Origin of the sequence: Mesorhizobium sp. M7A.F.Ca.ET.027.02.1.1 (genome assembly GCF_004022985.1) — a bacterium.
In the GTDB taxonomy this organism is placed as follows: domain Bacteria; phylum Pseudomonadota; class Alphaproteobacteria; order Rhizobiales; family Rhizobiaceae; genus Mesorhizobium.
This window is the reverse complement of the sequence record NZ_RZOL01000093.1, coordinates 1-17,459: the sequence shown is the minus strand read 5'-3', so window position 1 is coordinate 17,459 and position 17,459 is coordinate 1. Positions and strand designations below refer to the sequence as shown.

General features: G+C 65.2%; 16 protein-coding genes and 1 tRNA gene. 6 read left to right on the top strand and 11 right to left on the bottom strand.

Features of this window, described 5'->3' with window-relative positions:
- On the top strand, window positions 1-1,195 hold a 1,195-nt coding region (locus EN749_RS13170; protein WP_145990911.1), incomplete at its 5' end, for a YifB family Mg chelatase-like AAA ATPase.
- Window positions 1,196-1,465: 270 nt separating this feature from the next.
- Complete coding sequence (locus EN749_RS13165; protein ID WP_127318999.1) at window positions 1,466-2,005, top strand: J domain-containing protein; 540 nt, start codon at window positions 1,466-1,468, stop codon at window positions 2,003-2,005.
- Between the two features lie 59 nt (window positions 2,006-2,064).
- Here EN749_RS13165 and EN749_RS13160 read toward each other — a convergent pair whose 3' ends face one another.
- Window positions 2,065-4,233, bottom strand: a complete 2,169-nt coding sequence (locus EN749_RS13160; protein WP_127808437.1) for a malate synthase G — start codon at window positions 4,231-4,233, stop codon at window positions 2,065-2,067.
- Window positions 4,234-4,465: 232 nt separating this feature from the next.
- Between EN749_RS13160 and EN749_RS13155 the strand changes: the two genes are divergently transcribed.
- The gene (locus tag EN749_RS13155) at window positions 4,466-4,885 is read left to right on the top strand and encodes a hypothetical protein (RefSeq protein WP_128288954.1); all 420 of its coding nucleotides are present in this window, start codon (window positions 4,466-4,468) and stop codon (window positions 4,883-4,885) included.
- A 54-nt stretch (window positions 4,886-4,939) separates the two neighbouring features.
- On the opposite strand, the gene EN749_RS13150 is transcribed toward EN749_RS13155, so the two are convergent.
- The 6 genes from EN749_RS13150 to cysK all read right to left on the bottom strand — a co-directional run bounded on the left by EN749_RS13150 (window position 4,940) and on the right by cysK (window position 11,463).
- Window positions 4,940-6,982, bottom strand: coding sequence for a hydantoinase/oxoprolinase family protein (locus tag EN749_RS13150; protein WP_128363283.1), 2,043 nt, complete (start codon window positions 6,980-6,982; stop codon window positions 4,940-4,942).
- Between the two features lie 248 nt (window positions 6,983-7,230).
- Window positions 7,231-7,857 (bottom strand): CDGSH iron-sulfur domain-containing protein, encoded by a 627-nt coding sequence (locus tag EN749_RS13145; protein WP_127268750.1) that lies wholly within the window; start codon window positions 7,855-7,857, stop codon window positions 7,231-7,233.
- A gap of 114 nt (window positions 7,858-7,971) precedes the next feature.
- Window positions 7,972-8,343: a hypothetical protein gene (locus EN749_RS13140; RefSeq protein ID WP_027040247.1), complete on the bottom strand. Its 372-nt coding sequence runs from the start codon at window positions 8,341-8,343 to the stop codon at window positions 7,972-7,974.
- Between the two features lie 124 nt (window positions 8,344-8,467).
- Window positions 8,468-8,824: a hypothetical protein gene (locus EN749_RS13135; protein WP_127268751.1), complete on the bottom strand. Its 357-nt coding sequence runs from the start codon at window positions 8,822-8,824 to the stop codon at window positions 8,468-8,470.
- Between the two features lie 49 nt (window positions 8,825-8,873).
- Window positions 8,874-10,361, bottom strand: a complete 1,488-nt coding sequence (locus EN749_RS13130) for an aspartate aminotransferase family protein (RefSeq protein WP_128363282.1) — start codon at window positions 10,359-10,361, stop codon at window positions 8,874-8,876.
- Between the two features lie 13 nt (window positions 10,362-10,374).
- Window positions 10,375-11,463: a cysteine synthase A gene (cysK, locus tag EN749_RS13125; RefSeq protein ID WP_128363281.1), complete on the bottom strand. Its 1,089-nt coding sequence runs from the start codon at window positions 11,461-11,463 to the stop codon at window positions 10,375-10,377.
- 243 nt (window positions 11,464-11,706) lie between these two features.
- Between cysK and EN749_RS13120 the strand changes: the two genes are divergently transcribed.
- The 3 genes from EN749_RS13120 (at window position 11,707) to EN749_RS13110 (ending at window position 14,474) form a co-directional block, all read left to right on the top strand.
- On the top strand, window positions 11,707-13,701 hold the full coding sequence (locus tag EN749_RS13120) for a transcriptional regulator (RefSeq protein ID WP_128363284.1): 1,995 nt from the start codon (window positions 11,707-11,709) through the stop codon (window positions 13,699-13,701).
- 125 nt (window positions 13,702-13,826) lie between these two features.
- Complete coding sequence (locus EN749_RS13115) at window positions 13,827-14,009, top strand: hypothetical protein (protein ID WP_013528612.1); 183 nt, start codon at window positions 13,827-13,829, stop codon at window positions 14,007-14,009.
- Window positions 14,010-14,099: 90 nt separating this feature from the next.
- Complete coding sequence (locus tag EN749_RS13110; RefSeq protein WP_128288958.1) at window positions 14,100-14,474, top strand: YkvA family protein; 375 nt, start codon at window positions 14,100-14,102, stop codon at window positions 14,472-14,474.
- Between the two features lie 88 nt (window positions 14,475-14,562).
- Here EN749_RS13110 and EN749_RS13105 read toward each other — a convergent pair whose 3' ends face one another.
- From EN749_RS13105 to EN749_RS13090, 4 genes are all read right to left on the bottom strand, one after another.
- The gene (locus tag EN749_RS13105; protein WP_027040253.1) at window positions 14,563-14,871 is read right to left on the bottom strand and encodes a UBP-type zinc finger domain-containing protein; all 309 of its coding nucleotides are present in this window, start codon (window positions 14,869-14,871) and stop codon (window positions 14,563-14,565) included.
- Entirely contained in the window at window positions 14,868-16,547 is a 1,680-nt protein-coding gene (locus tag EN749_RS13100; protein WP_128363280.1) for a cyclic nucleotide-binding domain-containing thioredoxin-disulfide reductase, read from the bottom strand. The genes EN749_RS13105 and EN749_RS13100 overlap by 4 nt, the downstream gene beginning before the upstream one ends.
- A 149-nt stretch (window positions 16,548-16,696) precedes the next feature.
- Window positions 16,697-16,781, bottom strand: a tRNA-Leu gene (locus tag EN749_RS13095).
- A 73-nt stretch (window positions 16,782-16,854) separates the two neighbouring features.
- Window positions 16,855-17,459 (bottom strand): 2,3-bisphosphoglycerate-dependent phosphoglycerate mutase (locus EN749_RS13090; RefSeq protein WP_128363279.1); only part of this gene is annotated, 605 nt, incomplete at its 5' end.

The window sequence follows — 17,459 nt, the reverse complement described above, 5'->3', positions numbered from 1 at the left end:
CACGATTGCCGCGGTCGCCGGCGCCTTGCCGGCGGCGATCGCCGCCAATGCCGAGGGCAAGGGCCTGATCTGCCCGTTCGCGTGCGGGCCGGAAGCGGCCTGGGCGGGCAAGGAATTCGACATTCTGGCGCCGCGCAGCCTGATCGCCATCGCCAACCATTTCCGCGGCACGCAGGTGCTGTCGCGGCCGGAAGCCGGCATCCATGCCGCCGCTCTGGATTTGCCTGACCTCGCCGACATCAAGGGCCAGGAGACCGCCAAGCGGGCGCTGGAAGTGACCGCCGCCGGTGGGCATAATCTGCTCATGATCGGACCCCCGGGATCCGGCAAATCGATGCTGGCGCAGCGGCTGCCGTCGATCCTGCCGCCGCTGGCGCCGAAGGAGCTTCTGGAAGTCTCGATGATCGCCTCGGTGGCGGGAGAGCTCGGCGAAGGTAAGCTGACCGACCGGCGGCCGTTCCGCGCGCCGCACCACTCGGCCTCGATGGCGGCGATGGTCGGCGGCGGTATCCGCGCGCGGCCGGGCGAGGTGTCGCTGGCCCATCACGGCGTGCTGTTCCTCGACGAGTTTCCCGAGTTCACGCCGCAGACGCTTGATGCGTTGCGCCAGCCGTTGGAGACCGGCGACTGCATGATCGCGCGGGCCAACCATCGCGTCACCTATCCGGCGCGCATCCAGCTGGTGGCGGCGATGAACCCGTGCCGCTGCGGCATGGCCGGCGAGCCGGGCTATCGCTGCCTGCGCGGCGAGCGTTGCCGTACCGACTATCAGGCGCGCATTTCGGGTCCGCTGCTCGACCGCATCGATCTCAGGATCGAAGTGCCGGCGGTCTCGGCCAGCGACCTGATCCGGCCCGACCGGGCGGAGAAAAGCGCCGATGTGGCGCTGCGCGTGGCACGCGCACGCACCATCCAGCGCGAGCGCTTCGAGCGGCTCGGCGCCACCCGCGCCACCACCAACGCGCATTGCGCGCCCTCGGTCATCGAAGAGATCGCCATGCCGGACGCCGCCGGCCTGTCGCTGCTCAAGGACGCCAGCGAAAAGCTCGCCTTTTCGGCGCGGCCCTATCATCGCGTGCTGAAGGTGGCGCGAACGCTCGCTGATCTCGACGCAAGCGAAACCGTCGGCCGAATCCATCTGGCCGAAGCGATCTCCTACCGCATGAGCTCGGAGCGGATGGCGCAGGCGGCGTAGGTCCGCCGACAAGCCGGCCTCGCCACATTGCATTCCGCGATCACGCCATAACCCGGCCTCCGCGAATCGATCATCTCCACGATGCGGCGGACCTGATTGTCCGCTTGGCCGGCGTCCTTACCACCCAACGGCCCCCACCGACCGGACGCCGGCCATTTTCTTCCTCTTCCAGAAAGCGTGGATGTCATCGGCGTCGGACCAAGGTCCTGGCCCCCGCATTGACATTCCTTATTTAGACAATGCGAATATGGTGTGGTCGGGGAGCGAGCTATGTTCATTGATTATTACGAAGTTTTGGAAGTCAGCCCGAACGCCAATTCGGAAACGCTGGAGCGCATATTTCGCTATTTTGCGATGCGCTATCATCCAGACAATCGCGAAACCGGCGATGAAGCCCGTTTCAGTGAAATCGTGGAAGCCCACAATACGCTCAAGGATCCGGTCAAACGCGCACAATACGACATCGCGTACAGGGACCATGCCGGCCTTCGCCGTGAATTGACCGAGGAAGCTAGCAACACCAAAGGCATCGAGCGTGACGTCGTGATCCAGGCCAGGCTGCTGTCGCTGCTTTACGCGAAGCGCCGGCACGACGTCGGCAATCCCGGGATCGGAGATGTGGAGCTCGAACGTCTGTCAGACTGTCCGCGAGAGCATCTCGAGTTTCATCTCTGGTATCTGAAAGCGAAGGGCTGGATAGCAAGAGTGGAAAACGGGACGATTGCGATTACGGTGGAAGGCGTCGATCGGGTCAACTCCGAACACCGTCGCGATCCCACCATCCGGCTCCTGGACCATACAGCTCCCTGACGCCTCACCCCGGAGAAAGCAGGCCGAAAACCCGCCGCCCATACACGACACTGGCCTATTCAGCTCTGCTGCGCCTTCAGTTCCAGCCGCCGCGCGTGCAGCACCGGCTCGGTGTAACCGTTGGGCTGGACGCGGCCCTTGAAGACCAGGTCGCAGGCGGCGAGGAAGGCTATCGACTTGTCAAAGTCAGCCGCCATCGGCTGGTAAAGCGGGTCGCCCGCGTTCTGGCGGTCCACGATGTCAGCCATGCGCTTCATCGTCGCCATCACCTGGTCCTCGCTGCACACGCTGTGGTGTAACCAGTTGGCGATGTGCTGTGAGGAAATACGCAGCGTGGCGCGGTCTTCCATGAGGCCGACATCGTTGATGTCAGGCACTTTCGAGCAGCCGACGCCCTGGTCGATCCAGCGGACGACATAGCCAAGAATGCCCTGCGCGTTGTTGTCGAGTTCCTTCTGGACGTCTTCGGGCGACCAGTTCGGCCGCACGGCGACGGGCACCGACAGGATGTCGTCGAGATTCGCCTTGGGCCGGTTCTTCAGCGCCGCCTGCACGGCGTGGACATCGACCTTGTGATAGTGCGTGGCATGCAGCGTCGCCGCCGTCGGCGACGGCACCCAGGCGGTGTTGGCGCCGGCCCTGGGGTGGGCGATCTTCTGTTCCAGCATCGCCGCCATCAGATCGGGCATCGCCCACATGCCCTTGCCGATCTGGGCGTGGCCGGCCAAGCCGCATTCCAGCCCGATGTCGACATTCCACGCCTCGTAGGCGGAAATCCAGGCGGCCTGCTTCATGTCGCCCTTGCGGATCATCGGGCCGGCTTCCATCGAGGTGTGGATCTCGTCGCCGGTGCGGTCGAGGAAGCCGGTGTTGATGAACACGACGCGCTCTTTTGCGGCGCGGATCGCCTCCTTGAGGTTGACGGTGGTGCGCCGCTCCTCGTCCATGATGCCCATCTTGATGGTACTTCTGGCCATGCCGAGCAGTGCTTCGACGCGGTCGAATATCTCGACGGCGAAAGCGACTTCGTCGGGCCCATGCATCTTGGGTTTCACGACATACATCGAGCCCGCGCGGGAATTGGCGCGGCGGCCGTTTGGCCCTACATCGTGCAGCGCGATCAGCGCCGTCATCGCCGCATCCAAGATGCCTTCCGGAATCTCGTTGCCGTCGCGGTCAAGGATCGCCGGGTTGGTCATCAGGTGGCCGACATTCCTGACCAGCATCAGCGAGCGGCCGGGCACGGTCAGCGTGCCGCCGGCGGGCGTCGTGTAGGAGCGGTCAGGATTGAGCTTGCGGACAAAGCTCTTGCCGCCCTTGGTGATCTCTTCCGCCAAATCGCCCTTCATCAGGCCGAGCCAGTTGCGGTAGACGACGACCTTGTCTGGCGCATCCACCGCGGCGACCGAATCCTCGCAGTCCTGGATGGTGGTCAGCGCCGATTCCAGGATGACATCGGCGATCCCCGCCGGATCGGTGCGGCCGATCTGGTTGTTGCGGTCGATGACGATCTCGATGTGCAGGCCGTTGCGCACCAGCAGCACCGCATCGGGATTGGCGGCATCGCCGCGATAGCCGACGAATTGCCTGGGGTCGGCCAGCGTCGTCGAGCCGGCGCCGGCGCTCAGCCGCAAGGCACCTTGCGCCAGCGACAGACCATTGACGCCGGCCCATTTGCCTAGGGTGAGCGGGGCAGCCTCGTCGAGAAAGGTCTTCGTCCAGGCAACGACCTTGGCGCCACGCGCCGGATTGAAGCCCTTGCCCTTTTCGGCGCCATCCGTTTCGGGGATGGCATCGGTGCCGTAGAGCGCGTCGTAGAGCGAACCCCAGCGCGCATTGGCGGCGTTGAGCGCATAGCGCGCATTCATCACCGGCACGACCAGCTGCGGTCCGGCAACATCAGCGATTTCCGGGTCGACATTGTCGGTCGAGACACTGAAGGCCGCGCCTTCCGAAACGAGATAGCCAATCTCTTTCAGGAAGCCCTTGTAGGCCTCCATGTCGACCGGTGCGCCATGCTCGCGATACCAGCCGTCTATCTGTTCCTGGATGGCGTCACGCTTTGCCAGCAGCGCCCGGTTCTTCGGCGCCAAATCATGGACGATGGCCGAAAAACCGTTCCAGAAGGCGTCCGCTTCGATCCCCGTGCCCGGCAGCGCTTCCCTGGCCACGAACTCATGCAGCTCGCGGGCAATCCGCAATCCGGCGATCTCGATGCGGTCGGTCATCAGGCTACTCCAGATGAAAGGCTTTGCGGGCCTTTGGCATGTCAGGTTTGCCGGGTCAATTCAGCTTAGGGTGAAGGTGGCGTATTTGCATCGCTTCGTCCTCCAGAGAGGAGCGCCATCGCAGGGCACAACTTGCCATGTCCAATCGCATATCGCGTCAATTTTCTCATTCCAGTAAACCCGGCTTTATACATTGCCTGTCAAATAAAGCAGGCACCTTTGGAGTATGCCGATGTTGAGATTTGCCTGGCTTACTTTTGTTTCACTCGCTCTTGCATTCGCTGGCGTTGCTCCTGCCGCCGCTGCCGATATCGAGTTCATTGGCACATGGCAGCAGGTTTACTCAACCGGCGGCCAATGTGCCGATTGCAGAGTCGTTATCCGCAGCGATCCCGGCCTGCAGGTCGATGCGAGCAATGGGTGGACCGCCGATCTAAAGGAGAAAACGATCAATGGGGAACAGGCCTTGATCGGAAACGGCAATTGGCCGGGTTCGGCATCAGCGGGGGCTAAGGCCAGAGCCTTGTCGGCAGCGTTCAAGATTCATCAAAATCGGCTGCTTTTGGTCATGCAAATCATCGACCCGAACGGCAGTCGAATACGGGTACACGCAGTATTCGAGCGACTTACTGTGCCCAAATCTTCCATCTGACGGCTGCCATGCGCATGTGTTCAAATGCGCCGACAGGTTTTCACAAAGGCTGCATCACACCGCAATGCGCGGCCGTCCCGAGGCCACGGCCACGACATGCGCCTCGATGAACATGCGCTGGGCTTCGACGGTCGAGACCCGGAATTCGGTGGCGACGTCGATCTCGGCGCTGTCGGTGCCGGCATCCCTGGCGCGCTCCGCGACGATGGCGCGGACATCGGCCTCGGCCGCCGCGATCGCCGCCGCCTCGTCGAGGAAATCGCGCACGGTTTCACCCGAGGCAAGACGAAACAGCCCTTCCATGGGCTGGCTGACCCGCGCCTCGGCCGAAACCCTGACCTGGCCGACGACGGCGCCGAGCGCGTTGGCGACATCGGTATCCCTGGGCACCACGCAGTCATTGCCGATCAGCGGCGGCAGCCCGGCATAGTGCAGCGGCGCCGAGGCGCCGAGGCCGATGACCGGGCGGTCGAGCGCAACGCTCAGGCGGGCAATGCCGGGGTGGGCGTCGACCGCGCGCTGCACCAATGCATGCGCCACCGTCGACGCGCCATCGAGCCCATCCTCGGCAAAGGCGGTCTCGAGGATATATTCGGCCGACCAGCGCGTCAGCGTCACCAGCACCCGCTCCGAGATCGCTTCCGGCGAGGCGGCGATGTACTGGCCACGGCCGTCACGCTTGCGGGCGAACAGTTCGGCGCCGAGGCGCGCGGCGATGGGATCCCAGTTCGCCTGCTTGCCCAGCACATGGGCAGCGTCCGACGGGGTGAAGCCGGCGACATGCACCAGCCCGCGCGACACCAGCCGGTTCAGCGTCGCGTTCTGCGCGTTGGAACTCAAAAGCCTGTCGACGGCGAGCGGCACGGCACCGATCAGCTCGTAGAGCCTGGCTTCGGCGCCGGTCAGGCCGGCGGCGAGCCGGTCCGGCACGCCGGTGCGCACCGCGAAGCGGCCGTCCATGCGGCCGGGATTGGGCGCCCGCAGCTGGCGTTCGAGTTCGGAGGTGACAGCTATACCGTGCGCCATGCCGGCCAGCGCCAACGGCACCAGGCGGCGCGGCCCGAGCAGGATCTTCGGGTTGAGCGCGCCATCTTCCAGCGCCACTTCGGAATCGCCGCCGAGGCCGAAGGTGCGCATGGCGACGGCCTCGACCATGGTGCGGAAGCCGCCGACGGTGGCGCCTTCCGGATCGAGCCTGGGACGGCCGCCGTCGAGCACGGCGACGTCGGTGGTGGTGCCGCCGATGTCGGAGACCACAGCATTGTCGAGCCCGGTCATGTGGCGGGCGCCGACCAGGCTGGCGGCTGGGCCGGACAGGATGGTCTCGATCGGCCGCTGGCGGGCGAACGCGGCCGAAACCAGCGCGCCATCGCCGCGCACGACCATCAGGGGTGCTGCAATGTTGCGTTCTCCAAGAAAACCTTCGGTTGCCGCCACCAGCCGGTCGATCATCGAGATCAGCCTGGCGTTGAGCAAAGTGGTCAACGCCCGGCGCGGGCCGCCGAGCTTGGCCGACAACTCGTGGCTCGATGTGACCGGCAGGCCTGTCTTCTCGCGGATCAGCTCGCGGGCGGCGATCTCGTGCGCCGGATTGCGGGTGGCAAAATAGGCGCAGACGGCAAAACCGGACACCGACGCGCCGAGTTCCGGCAGCATCGCTTCCAGTTCGGACAGATCGAGCTTGGCGGCATTGCCGTGCACATCGTGACCGCCCGGACAAAAAACCACAGGATCGGTGCCGAGCGCGGCCTTCAGCCCGTCGCGGGCGAGGTCGCCCTCGGAAAAGCCGATCATCACCAGCGCGACACGGCCGCCCTGGCCCTCGACCAGCGCGTTGGTGGCAAGCGTCGTCGACATCGAGACCAGCTTGATGGCGGCGGGATCGGTGCCGGCCTTGCCCAGCACCGCGTCGACGGCACCGGAAATGCCGACGGCCAGATCATGCCTTGTGGTCAGCGCCTTGGCCTTGGCCAGCACCTTGCCCTTGTTCGGCCCTTCTTGCGGGCCTTCCGTTTCAGACCACAGCACGGCATCGGTATAGGTGCCGCCGGTGTCGATCCCGAGGAACAGCGGCTTTGGCTTGGTCTTGGCGGTCATTTTTGGCGGCGGTCCGGGTGGCAATTTATTTGTCCCTGCCTTAGCCGATACGGAGCGGGCGATAAAGCCGCGAGCGCTGGGCCACGGGTAATCTCCCCCCTCGAGGGGGAGATGTCGCCAAAGGCGACAGAGGGGGTCGGCACGACTGGATGCGACTTCATACGAGGCGAAAGAGGAAGCCAGCGCTCTACGCGAGACGACCCCCTCTGGCCTGCCGGCCATCTCCCCCTCAAGGAGGGAGATCGCAGCTACCCCACAAACCCCACCTTCTTGTGCGTCCCATCGCAGAACGGTTTGTTGGCGGAATGGCCGCAGCGGCAGAGGAAGGCGCGTTGCGTACGGTCGACCGTATGGCCGGTTCCGGTGACGATCTCGAGATTGCCCTCAAGCTTGAGCGGGCCATTGGTGGTCGGCGTCACTTTCAGCGGACCGTTCCTCGCTTCGAGCGCCAGCGTGTCCTTCAGCGGCGGCTCGCCGGTGGCGGCAAAACCGGATTTGTTGTGGCTGCCGTCGCAGAACGGCTTGTTCTCCGAAGCGCCGCAGCGGCAGAGCGTGGCACGATAAGAAGTCTCGCCGTCGAGCACGATCTCGGCGTGTACCGCCAGCGGGCCGTTTTCCCGCAGCCGCACCGTGTTGACCACCGGTGATTGCTCCTGCGGCCCGCCATCCTTCCTGACATAGGTGATGGCGCCCGACGGGCAGCTTTCGGCGATGGCGACGATCTTCTCGACGCTGGCCGCCTCGGGATGGATCCATTGGCCCGGCGCGTTGGGCACGAAGACATGCGGATCGCCGAGCACGCAGTTGCGCGAGTGGATGCAGCGCTTGCCGGAAAACCCGACGTCGATCTTGTCGCTTTCGACCATGCCGGCCATAGCTGGGCTCCTTTTGCCTGAAGCACGTCGCGTCTGAACAGTTCGAGGCGGCGCGCGCTGGGTATTTGCACAGGCTATGGCTCCGGCCCGAAGACCGTCAAGCTGGCAAACCGGTCAGGGGACCAGCTCGATCTCCTCGGTCTCGCCGCCGCTACAGGTGTAGCAGCAATCCTCGCATTTTTCCGTGTTGCCGGGACCGACGCCCCAATAGGTGCCCTCGTCGCCATCGACCCAGGCGCCGTAGCAGATCGATTCGCCCGCGTTGCAGGATATCGGCAGCTGCTTGGTCTCGCCGTCGTCGAGGAAATAGTCCTTGTCCTCGCCGGGCCAGACATAGTCGCGATCCTGGCTGTAGAGCTCGACGCGCATCGCGTTCGGGTGGCTGTTCTTGATGGCGAAGGTGACATCGTCGGCTTGCGCCGCCGACGCAACCAGCATGACGAAGGACAGCGCGGCCAGCATGCGGCGCGCATAGGCATGAAACATGATAACCCCCGAATAAGCGGCCCACCCGGCCGCGGGGCGACCATTGCATGCAGCGCTGAATCGCGGAAGTGGACCGGACGAAGCGATCCCTGACTTAATTTGGGTCCAACGACACTTCCGCGCTCTACGGCACCAGATCGATCGTCTCGGTCGAGTGTTCCACGCAGATGAAGCAGCAGGTGTCGCAGGGCTGGTCATTGTCCGGCCCGACGCCGGCCGAGAGGCTGTCATTGCCGTCGGCCCAGGCGCCATAGCAGATTTGTTCGCCCTGATTGCAGGACAGCGGCACGGATTTCTGCGACTCGGGTTCGATCAGGAACACCTTGTCATTGCCCGGCCAGACCGTCTCACGGTCGCGGCTGAACAGCTCGACCGCGACAGATTCCTTGCGCAGGTTCTTCACGAAGAAAGCCATGTCGGCGGCCTGCGCAGAGGCGGTGAAGACCAGCGCCGCCAGTGCAACCATACGAAACAGCGTCACGGCCTGGATCTCCCGAATCATCGCGGCAGAATCGCATGCCTGCCCGCAACTAGGAAGGCGCGGAACCCTGCGTTGCGATGTCATGCCCCAGCCGCACCGTTTCATGCACCAGAAGGTCGAGATCTTCGCGCCGTGTGCGATGATTGGTGATCGCCACGCGCAACCAGTGCTCGCCATGCACCGTGGTGTCCGAAAGGGCCGCAATGCCCTGTTCCTGAAGCCGCAGCATGACCTCCGTGTTGAGCGTCTTCAGAGCCTCGCCTGTCAGACCGGGCTGATAGCGGAAGCAGACGATGTTGACGGTCGGCGATGCCGCCAGCTGCAATTGTGGCGCGGCCTCGATCAAGCCGGCAAGATAGACAGCCTGGGCAATGTTCTGGTCGATCAGGCGGCCGAATTTCTCGACGCCGTGCTCCTTCAGCGCCATCCACACCTTCAGCGCGCGAAAACCGCGCGACGTCTGCAGGCCGTAATCATGCAGCCATTCGCCGGAAGCAAGACCGCGCGGCGTCGATTCGAGATATTCCGGCGTCACCGCGAAGGTCCGGCGATGCGCCGCGGCATCCCTGACCAGGGCGCAGCCGACCTCGAATGGCGCGTGCAGCCATTTGTGCGGATCGAGGGCGACCGAATCCGCCCGTTCGATGCCGGCGACGCGATGCGCGTTTTCAGGCGCAATGGCTATCAGCGCGCCGATGCAGCCGTCGACATGGAACCAGAGGCCTTCCTCATGTGCCAGCTTCGCAAGCGCCTGCAAATCGTCGATCGCCCCGGTGTTGACGGTGCCGGCCGTACCGATGATGCAGGCCGGCTTGAACCCTGCCGCGCGATCTTCGGTGATCGCCGCACGCAAGGCAGCGATATCGATGCGCAGCCCGGCATCGGTCGGGATGCGGCGCAGTGCCCGGTTGCCGAGGCCGAGTGCCTCCATCGCCTTGCGGTGGCACGAGTGTATCTGCTCCGAGCCGTAGAAGCGCAGCGGCTTCTCGATGGCAGCAACGCCATGCTCGCGCACGTCGATGCCGGCCTTGACGTTGCGCGCCACGGTCAGCCCTATGATGTTGGCCATCGAGCCGCCGCTGACCAGCGTGCCGCCGGCAGAAGCTGGAAAGCCCAGCATCTCCTTGCACCAGTTCACCACCTGGCTGTCCATCAGCCCGGCGGCGTGGTTGCCGCCGCCGAGGTTCGAGCCCTGGATGGCCGCCAGGAAGTCGCCGAGCGCGCCGGTGAAGTTGCTCGACCCCATATACCAGGACCAGAAGCGCGGATGGATGTTGCCCATCGGATAGGACATCACCGTGCGCGAGACCTCGCCATAGACGGCGGCAAGCGGCGCCGGCGAGCGCGGCAGCGGCGCCGAGAAGGCCTCTCTCACATCGGCCGGCATCTCCCGCCAGACCGGGCGGTCGCGCACATCGCGGAGATAATCGACCGCATCGTCGATGACGCGGTGCGACAGGGCCTGCACATCGGCCCAGTCCAGGGGATCGAGCGTTTCCTCGGCCACCAGGCCGAGGTTTTCTTGCATGGCGTCCATACCAGATCTCCCGTCAAGTCGCCGGGAACTGGCAGCCGGGCGTCGAGCGCGACAGGGCGGCCTCCTCGGCATCCATCTCGGCCTCGATCCCGTCGAACAGCGGCGTCGACATGTAGCGCTCGCCGGTGTCGGGCAGCATGCACAGGATCACCGCGCCGGCCGGCGCCTTCTCCGCGACCTGCCGTGCCACGGCGAAGGTGGCGCCGCCGGAAATGCCGGTGAAGATGCCCTCTTTCCGCGCCAATTCCCTGGCCCATTTGATGCCCTCGGGCCCGGCGATCGGCATCACCTCGTCATAGAGGCTAGTGTCGATCGCCTCCTGCAGCACGTTGGGGATGAAGTCCGGCGTCCAGCCCTGGATCGGGTGCGGCTCGAAGGCCGGATGGCTGGCGGCGGGGGCACCATCGGCGCCGCGCTGCTGGACCTTGCCGCTGCCGATGAGCTGCGCGTTGGCCGGCTCGGAGAGCACGATGCGGGTTTCCGGACGCTCGCGGCGCAGCACGCGCGCCACGCCTACCACCGTGCCGCCGGTGCCATAGCCGGTGACGAAGCAATCTAGCCGCGAGCCGGCGAAATCATTGACGATCTCGCGCGCCGTCGTTGCCTCGTGGATGGCGGCGTTGGCGGCCGTTTCAAACTGGCGGGCAAGGAACCAGCCATTGGCCTCGGCCAGTTCCATCGCCTTCTTGTACATGCCGAAACCTTTTTCGGCGCGCGGCGTCAGCACCACCTTGGCGCCCAGCATGCGCATCAGCTTGCGGCGCTCGACCGAAAAACTGTCGGCCATGGTGACGACCAGCGGATAGCCCTTTTGCGCGCAGACCATGGCGAGGCCGATGCCGGTGTTGCCGCTGGTCGCCTCGACCACCGTCTGGCCCGGCTTCAGCGCACCGCTGCGCTCGCCCTCCTCGATGATGTTGAGCGCCAGCCGGTCCTTCACCGAGGCGCCGGGATTGAAATACTCGGCCTTGACGTAGATCGTCGCGTGGGACGGTCCGAGATTGTTGATGCGAACCACCGGCGTGTCGCCGACGGTGTCGAGAATGCTGTCGAACAGGCGGCCGCGCCCGGCCGTGGTTCTGATCTTCTGCTGCTGCAACATTTTTGGTCCTCCTCGAGTGTTGTCACAGGCCGGTTACAAACCGGCGGGTTGGGCGGCGAGGTTTCGTGACCTTGCCGCGCTAGGACTGAAATGCCGCATAGCGGCAATGACGGTATCTGGCGCTTAAATCCGCTGCCGGATGCGCCGTGTCGTGTTTGGTGATACAGGAGAGGCCGACAGGCCAGCGTGGGAGCAGGCGTGGAAACACACGTGGAATCCACCCGATCGAGGCTGAACGGCGAGATGTCGGTCCTTTCCGTGCGCCTGCTCGGACCGCTGGCGATCTCCCGCAATGACGTGCCGGTTACGTTGCCGTCGTCACGCAAGCTGCGCGCTCTGTTGGCCTATCTGGTGCTGGCGCCGCATCCGGTCGGCCGCAGTCGCTTGTGCGAGCTGTTGTGGGATGTGCCGAACGATCCAAGGGGCGAACTGCGCTGGTGCCTGAGCAAGCTGCGCGGCGCACTCGACGCGCCGGGCCGACACCGGGTCGCGACACAGGGCGACACGGTCGCACTCGATCTCAGCGACTGCCTGGTCGATGCGCTGGAGGTCAGCCGCGCCGCCGCGCAAGGGATCGGCAGCCTTGATGTCGACCGCTTGCGGGCGCTGGCCAAACTGTTTGCCGGCGATTTCCTCGACGGGCTGGAGCTCGAGCGCAGCCCGCATTTCAACAGCTGGCTGATCGCGCAGCGCCGCCGCTTCAGCGCTTGCCATGCCGCCGTGCTGGAACGGCTTGTCGCGAGCCTGCCGGCGCATAGTGACGAGGCGATCGCCCATCTCGACACATGGGTGGAACTGGCGCCGTTCGACACGCGCGGACATCTGGCGTTGCTGTCCAATCTGGCCGGGCGCGGCGAGGTCGCCACGGCAGAGCAGCACCTGGCTTCGGCGGAGCGATTGTTCCGGTCGGAGGAGCTCGATTTCGCACCGCTTCGCGCGGCCTGGCAGGCGATCCGTGAACAACGGCCCGGAGCCTCGCTACGGACACAGCCGGCCGGCCTGTCCACGCTATCGCCACTGGTGGCCACCACGCCCACCGCACCCGGCCCGGTCGAGCCCAGCCACGCTTCGCTGGCGGTGATGCCGTTTGTCGAGGAGAGTGGCGGCACGCGCGGCGGATTGGCCGACGGTTTCACCCACGACATTATCACCCGCCTGGCCAAGCTCAGGGATTTCTTCGTCATCGCGCGCGGATCGGTGTTTGCACTGGCAGAGCAGAACATCGCGCCCGAGGATGCCGGCCGCCGGCTGAATGTCGACTATGTCGCCACCGGCACGGTGCGCAGCCCGTCCGGCCGCCTCATCGTCGGCGTCGAACTGATCGAGGTGCGCAGCGCCAGGATCGTCTGGGCCGAGACCTTCGAGCGCAGGCCCGATGACATCTTTTCCGTGCTCGACGACATCGGCAACAGCATCGTCTCCTCGATCTCGGCCGAGATCGAAACCGTCGAGCGCAACCGCGCCATGCTGAAGGCGCCCAGCTCGCTCAACGCTTGGGAGGCCTACCATCGCGGCCTCTGGCACATGTACCGCTTCACCCAGGCGGAAAACGAACAGGCGCGGCATTTCTTTGCCCAGGCCTTGCATCTCGACCCGACCTTTGCCCGCGCCTATGCTGGCCTGTCCTTCACCCACTGGCAGAACGCCTTCCAGCGCTGGGGCGACCGCGACCGCGAAAGCGCGCTGGCCTTCGAGAGCGCCGGACACAGCCTGCTGGTCGACGACCACAATCCGGCCGCGCATTGGGCGATGGGCCGGGCGCTGTGGCTGCGCGGCGAGCAGGACGGCTCGCTGCTCGAACTCGAGCGGGCTGTCGATCTCAGCCCCAACTTCGCGCTTGGCCACTACGCGCTGTCCTTCGTGCATTCGCAGTCGGGCGACCCGCGAGCGGCGATAGGCTCTTCGGATCATTCGCGCCATCTCAGCCCGTTCGACCCGCTGCTGTTCGGCATGCTGGGCGCACGCGCCATGGCGCATGTCCGGCTCGGCCAGTTCGCGGAAGCGGCCGAATGGGCGCTGAAGGCGGCGGCGCGGCCCAACGCCCACGCCATCATACTGGCGATCGCCGCGCACTGCCTGGCGCTGGCCGGACGGCTCGACGAAGCGCGCGGCTTCGCCGCCGCCATTCGCAAGACAAGGCCGGACTATTGCGCCGACGATTTCATCGGCACCTTCCGCTTCGAGCCGGACGCCATGGCGCTGTTCCGGCAGGGCGCCAGGCTTATCGGGCTGAACTGAAGCTGGCTCGCCATCTCTGGGATCGCCTGGGAATTTCGCCTCAATTCCGCTGGGTTAACGAAGTCGGAAGGAGTTGTTTAACCGTTTGCAGCTATGTCACCGCGTGGGGGACCGACAAAGTGAGTATGATGAGCAACAGCCCCGACAAGCGCAATGAATGGCGTGCCATCTTTTACGTGCAAGCTCGCGTTGCCATCCTGTTTGTCCCGGTGGTTGCCAGCCTGCTGATCATAGCGGCGCTTGCCGGCAACGAACGCAAATCCGTTCCCAGCATGATCGACCCGACCGTCACCGGCTCCGTGCGGTAGACCGGCGGTCATCGGCTCTTCGAGATGCTGTCGGAGGCGGGCGCCTGGCGTGCGCTATCGGCGGTTTTCATTTGGCGCTAAAATCATCCGATGGCACTGAATGAGTGGGCCCGAACGATCAAGCGCGATGTGCATGCGCTCTACCTCGCCGCTCGCGATCCCCGAACGCCCTGGTACGCCAAGGCGCTTGCCGTGTGTGTTGCAAGCTATGCCTTGTCGCCAATCGACCTGATCCCCGATTTCATTCCGGTGATCGGCTATCTCGACGACGTCATCCTTGTCCCTTTGGGCGTCCTTGCCGTGGTCAGGATGATACCGCCCGAGGTGATGGCGGAACACAGAAAGACCGCCGCGCTGGCCGCCGACAGGCCGGTGAGCCGCTACGCGGCGGTGATCATTGTTTGTATCTGGACTGCCTCGGTCGTGCTGGCCGGATGGCTGGGATATCTGTATTTCGCCGACTGACTGCCAAGCCGTTCAGCAGGGAGGCCGCCGCCAAGAAAGCCCGGAGGGACCGCGCTTTTCCCGGGATTCCGTCGCCATGCGGCGCCGCTCAAACAAAGCGCGGGATCGGGCCGTTCTGCGGGGTCACGTCGTCGCCGAGGTCGACAAACACCTCGTCGACATAGCACCATGCCCAGCCTTCCGGCGGATCGTAGCCCTCGATGATCGGATGCTTGGTGGCGTGAAAATGCCTGGTGGCGTGGCGGTTGGGCGAGTCGTCGCAGCAGCCGACATGGCCGCAGGTGCGGCAGAGCCGCAAATGCACCCATTGCGACCCGCTCTTCAGGCACTCCTCGCAGCCGAGCGCGCTCGGCGTCACCTTCCTGATGTCGCGCGTATGCCTGCATTCATCCATCATGGTCTCCCTGCTGTTTGAGGTGCGTCCGCGCGCGCGAGATATGCATGCAATGCCGCGACCACCTGGGCGCCTTCGCCGACAGCCGCCGCGACGCGTTTGACCGAACCGGCGCGGACGTCGCCGATGGCGAACACGCCGCTGCGGCTGGTCTCCATCTGCGCCGATCCCAGCTCCGATCCGGTGCGCACGAACCCCCTGGCGTCCAGCGCCACACCGCAATTCGCCAGCCAATCGGTGTTCGGGTCGGCGCCGATGAAGAGAAAGAGATGGCGGATCGGGCGCGTCGTTTCCGCGCCGCTGGCGCGGTTGCGCCATCGCACCGTGCCAAGATTGCCCTCTTCGCCGTCCAGCGCCTCGATTTCGGTCCCGGTCAACACCTCGATGTTAGGCTGCGCCTTGATGCGTTCGACCAGGTAGCGCGACATGCTGGCATCGAGGCTGCCGCCGCGCGCCAGCAGCGCCACTTTGCGCGCATGACTGGCCAAGTAGACAGCCGCCTGCCCGGCCGAATTGCCGGCGCCGACCAACGCCACTTCCTGGTCCGCGCAAAGCCGCCCTTCGATGGGCGACGCCCAATAGTGCACGCACGTTCCCTCGAACCGCGCCAGATTGGCGATGTCGAGGCGGCGATAGCGCGCGCCGCTGGCGATCACCACGCTGCGCGTGCGCACGGTCTCGCCATCGCCGCCATCGAGCAGATAGCGGGCGCCTGACGCGTCGGAGGCGGCGCTCAAAAGCTTCGCCTCGTCCGGGATGACCATTTCGACGCCGAATTTCTGCGCCTGGTTGTAGGCGCGCGCCATCAGCGCCATGCCGGTAATGCCTGTGGGGAAACCAAGATAGTTCTCGATGCGCGAGGAGGCGCCGGCCTGACCGCCGAAGGCACGGCAGTCGAGCACGATCGTCGATAGGCCTTCGGAGGCCGCATAGACCGCCGCCGCCAGCCCCGCCGGGCCGGCGCCGACGATGGCCACGTCATACACCGTCTCGGCATCGATCGGCCGCAGCAGGCCGATGCAGCGGGCGAGGTCCTTTTCGCCGGGGTTCATCAGCAGCCTGCCGTTTGGACAGAGCACGATCGGCAGGTGGTGCGGATCGACCTCGAAGCGTTCTACCAGGGTTTTGGCGCAGGGATCGCTGCCGGAATCGAGCACGCGATGCGGCTGGCCGCTGCGGGCGAGGAAACCCTGCAGCCGCAACACGTCGGCATTGTCCTGGGGTCCGATGATGATCGGCCCGCTGGTGGCGCTCTCCAAAAGCCCGACGCGGCGCAGGATCAGCGCCCGCATGATGCGCTCGCCGAGATTGGCCTCCTGCACCATCAGGTCGCGCAGTCGCTGCGAGGCGATGACGAATGCCTCCACCGGTTCGGCGGCCTGCGCATTGACCAGCGAGGGCCGGGCCGAAAGCTGCGCCAGCTCGCCGACAAAGCTGCCTGGGCCATGCGTGACGATCGTCTCGCGCCGGCCGAGCCCGCCGTCCTGGGTGATGTCCACGCTGCCCGACAGCACGACGATCAGACCGGGCGCCACATCGCCTGCTTCGATGATGTGCTCGCCGGCGGCATAGGCGCTGGCCTCGCCGAACCGGCGCATGCGGTCGATATCCACCTCGGCCAGCGTGGGGAACGCCTGGTCGCGGCGGGCACCGAATATCTGGGTGGTGGATTGAGCCATGGTTTTGAGCGTAGCGAAGCGGGCGCGGAGTTTGAAGCGGTTTGTGAGGAGACTGGCCGGAAGGGGAGGTTGGCGGCAAAGAAAAAGCCCGGACGAGCCGGGCTTTTTCTCTAAGTTTCTGAACCGGCGAATGGTTCGAAACGGGAATTTGGTGCCCAGAAGAGGACTCGAACCTCCACTCCTTGCGGAACACGGACCTGAACCGTGCGCGTCTACCAATTCCGCCATCTGGGCTGGTGCGGGCTCATGTAAGCGGGCAAGCGATTGCTGTCAACGCGCTTTTTTCGCAGGTGCTCCGTTCGCCGGCTCAGTCGTCCAGCACTTCCTTCGAAGCGACGGTGGAATCGGCGTTGAGCTGGTAGATGACCGGCACGCCGGTGCCGAGTTCCAGCTTGACGATCTCCTCGCCCGACTTGCCGTCGAGCGCCATGATCAGCGCGCGCAGGGAGTTGCCGTGGGCGGCGACCAGCACGGTGCCGCCGCGCAGCACATGCGGCTGCAGGTCGTGCAGGTAATAGGGCCAGACTCGGGCGCCGGTGTCCTTCAGGCTTTCGCCGGCGGGCGGCGGCACGTCGTAGGATCGGCGCCAGACATGCACCTGCTCCTCGCCCCATTTCTTGCGGGCGTCGTCCTTGTTGAGGCCGGAAAGGTCGCCATAGTCGCGCTCGTTGAGTGCCTGGTCGCGGATGGTCTTCAGATCGCTCTGGCCGACCGCGTCGAGGATGTGCTGGCAGGTCTTTTGCGCCCGGATCAGCGCCGAGGTGAAGGCGATGTCGAATTTCATGCCACGCGCCTTGAGCTTCTGGCCGGCGGCCTTGGCCTCGGCGTGGCCCTCCTCGGTCAGGTCGACGTCACGCCAGCCGGTGAACAGGTTCTTCAGGTTCCATTCGCTCTGGCCGTGACGCACGAGCA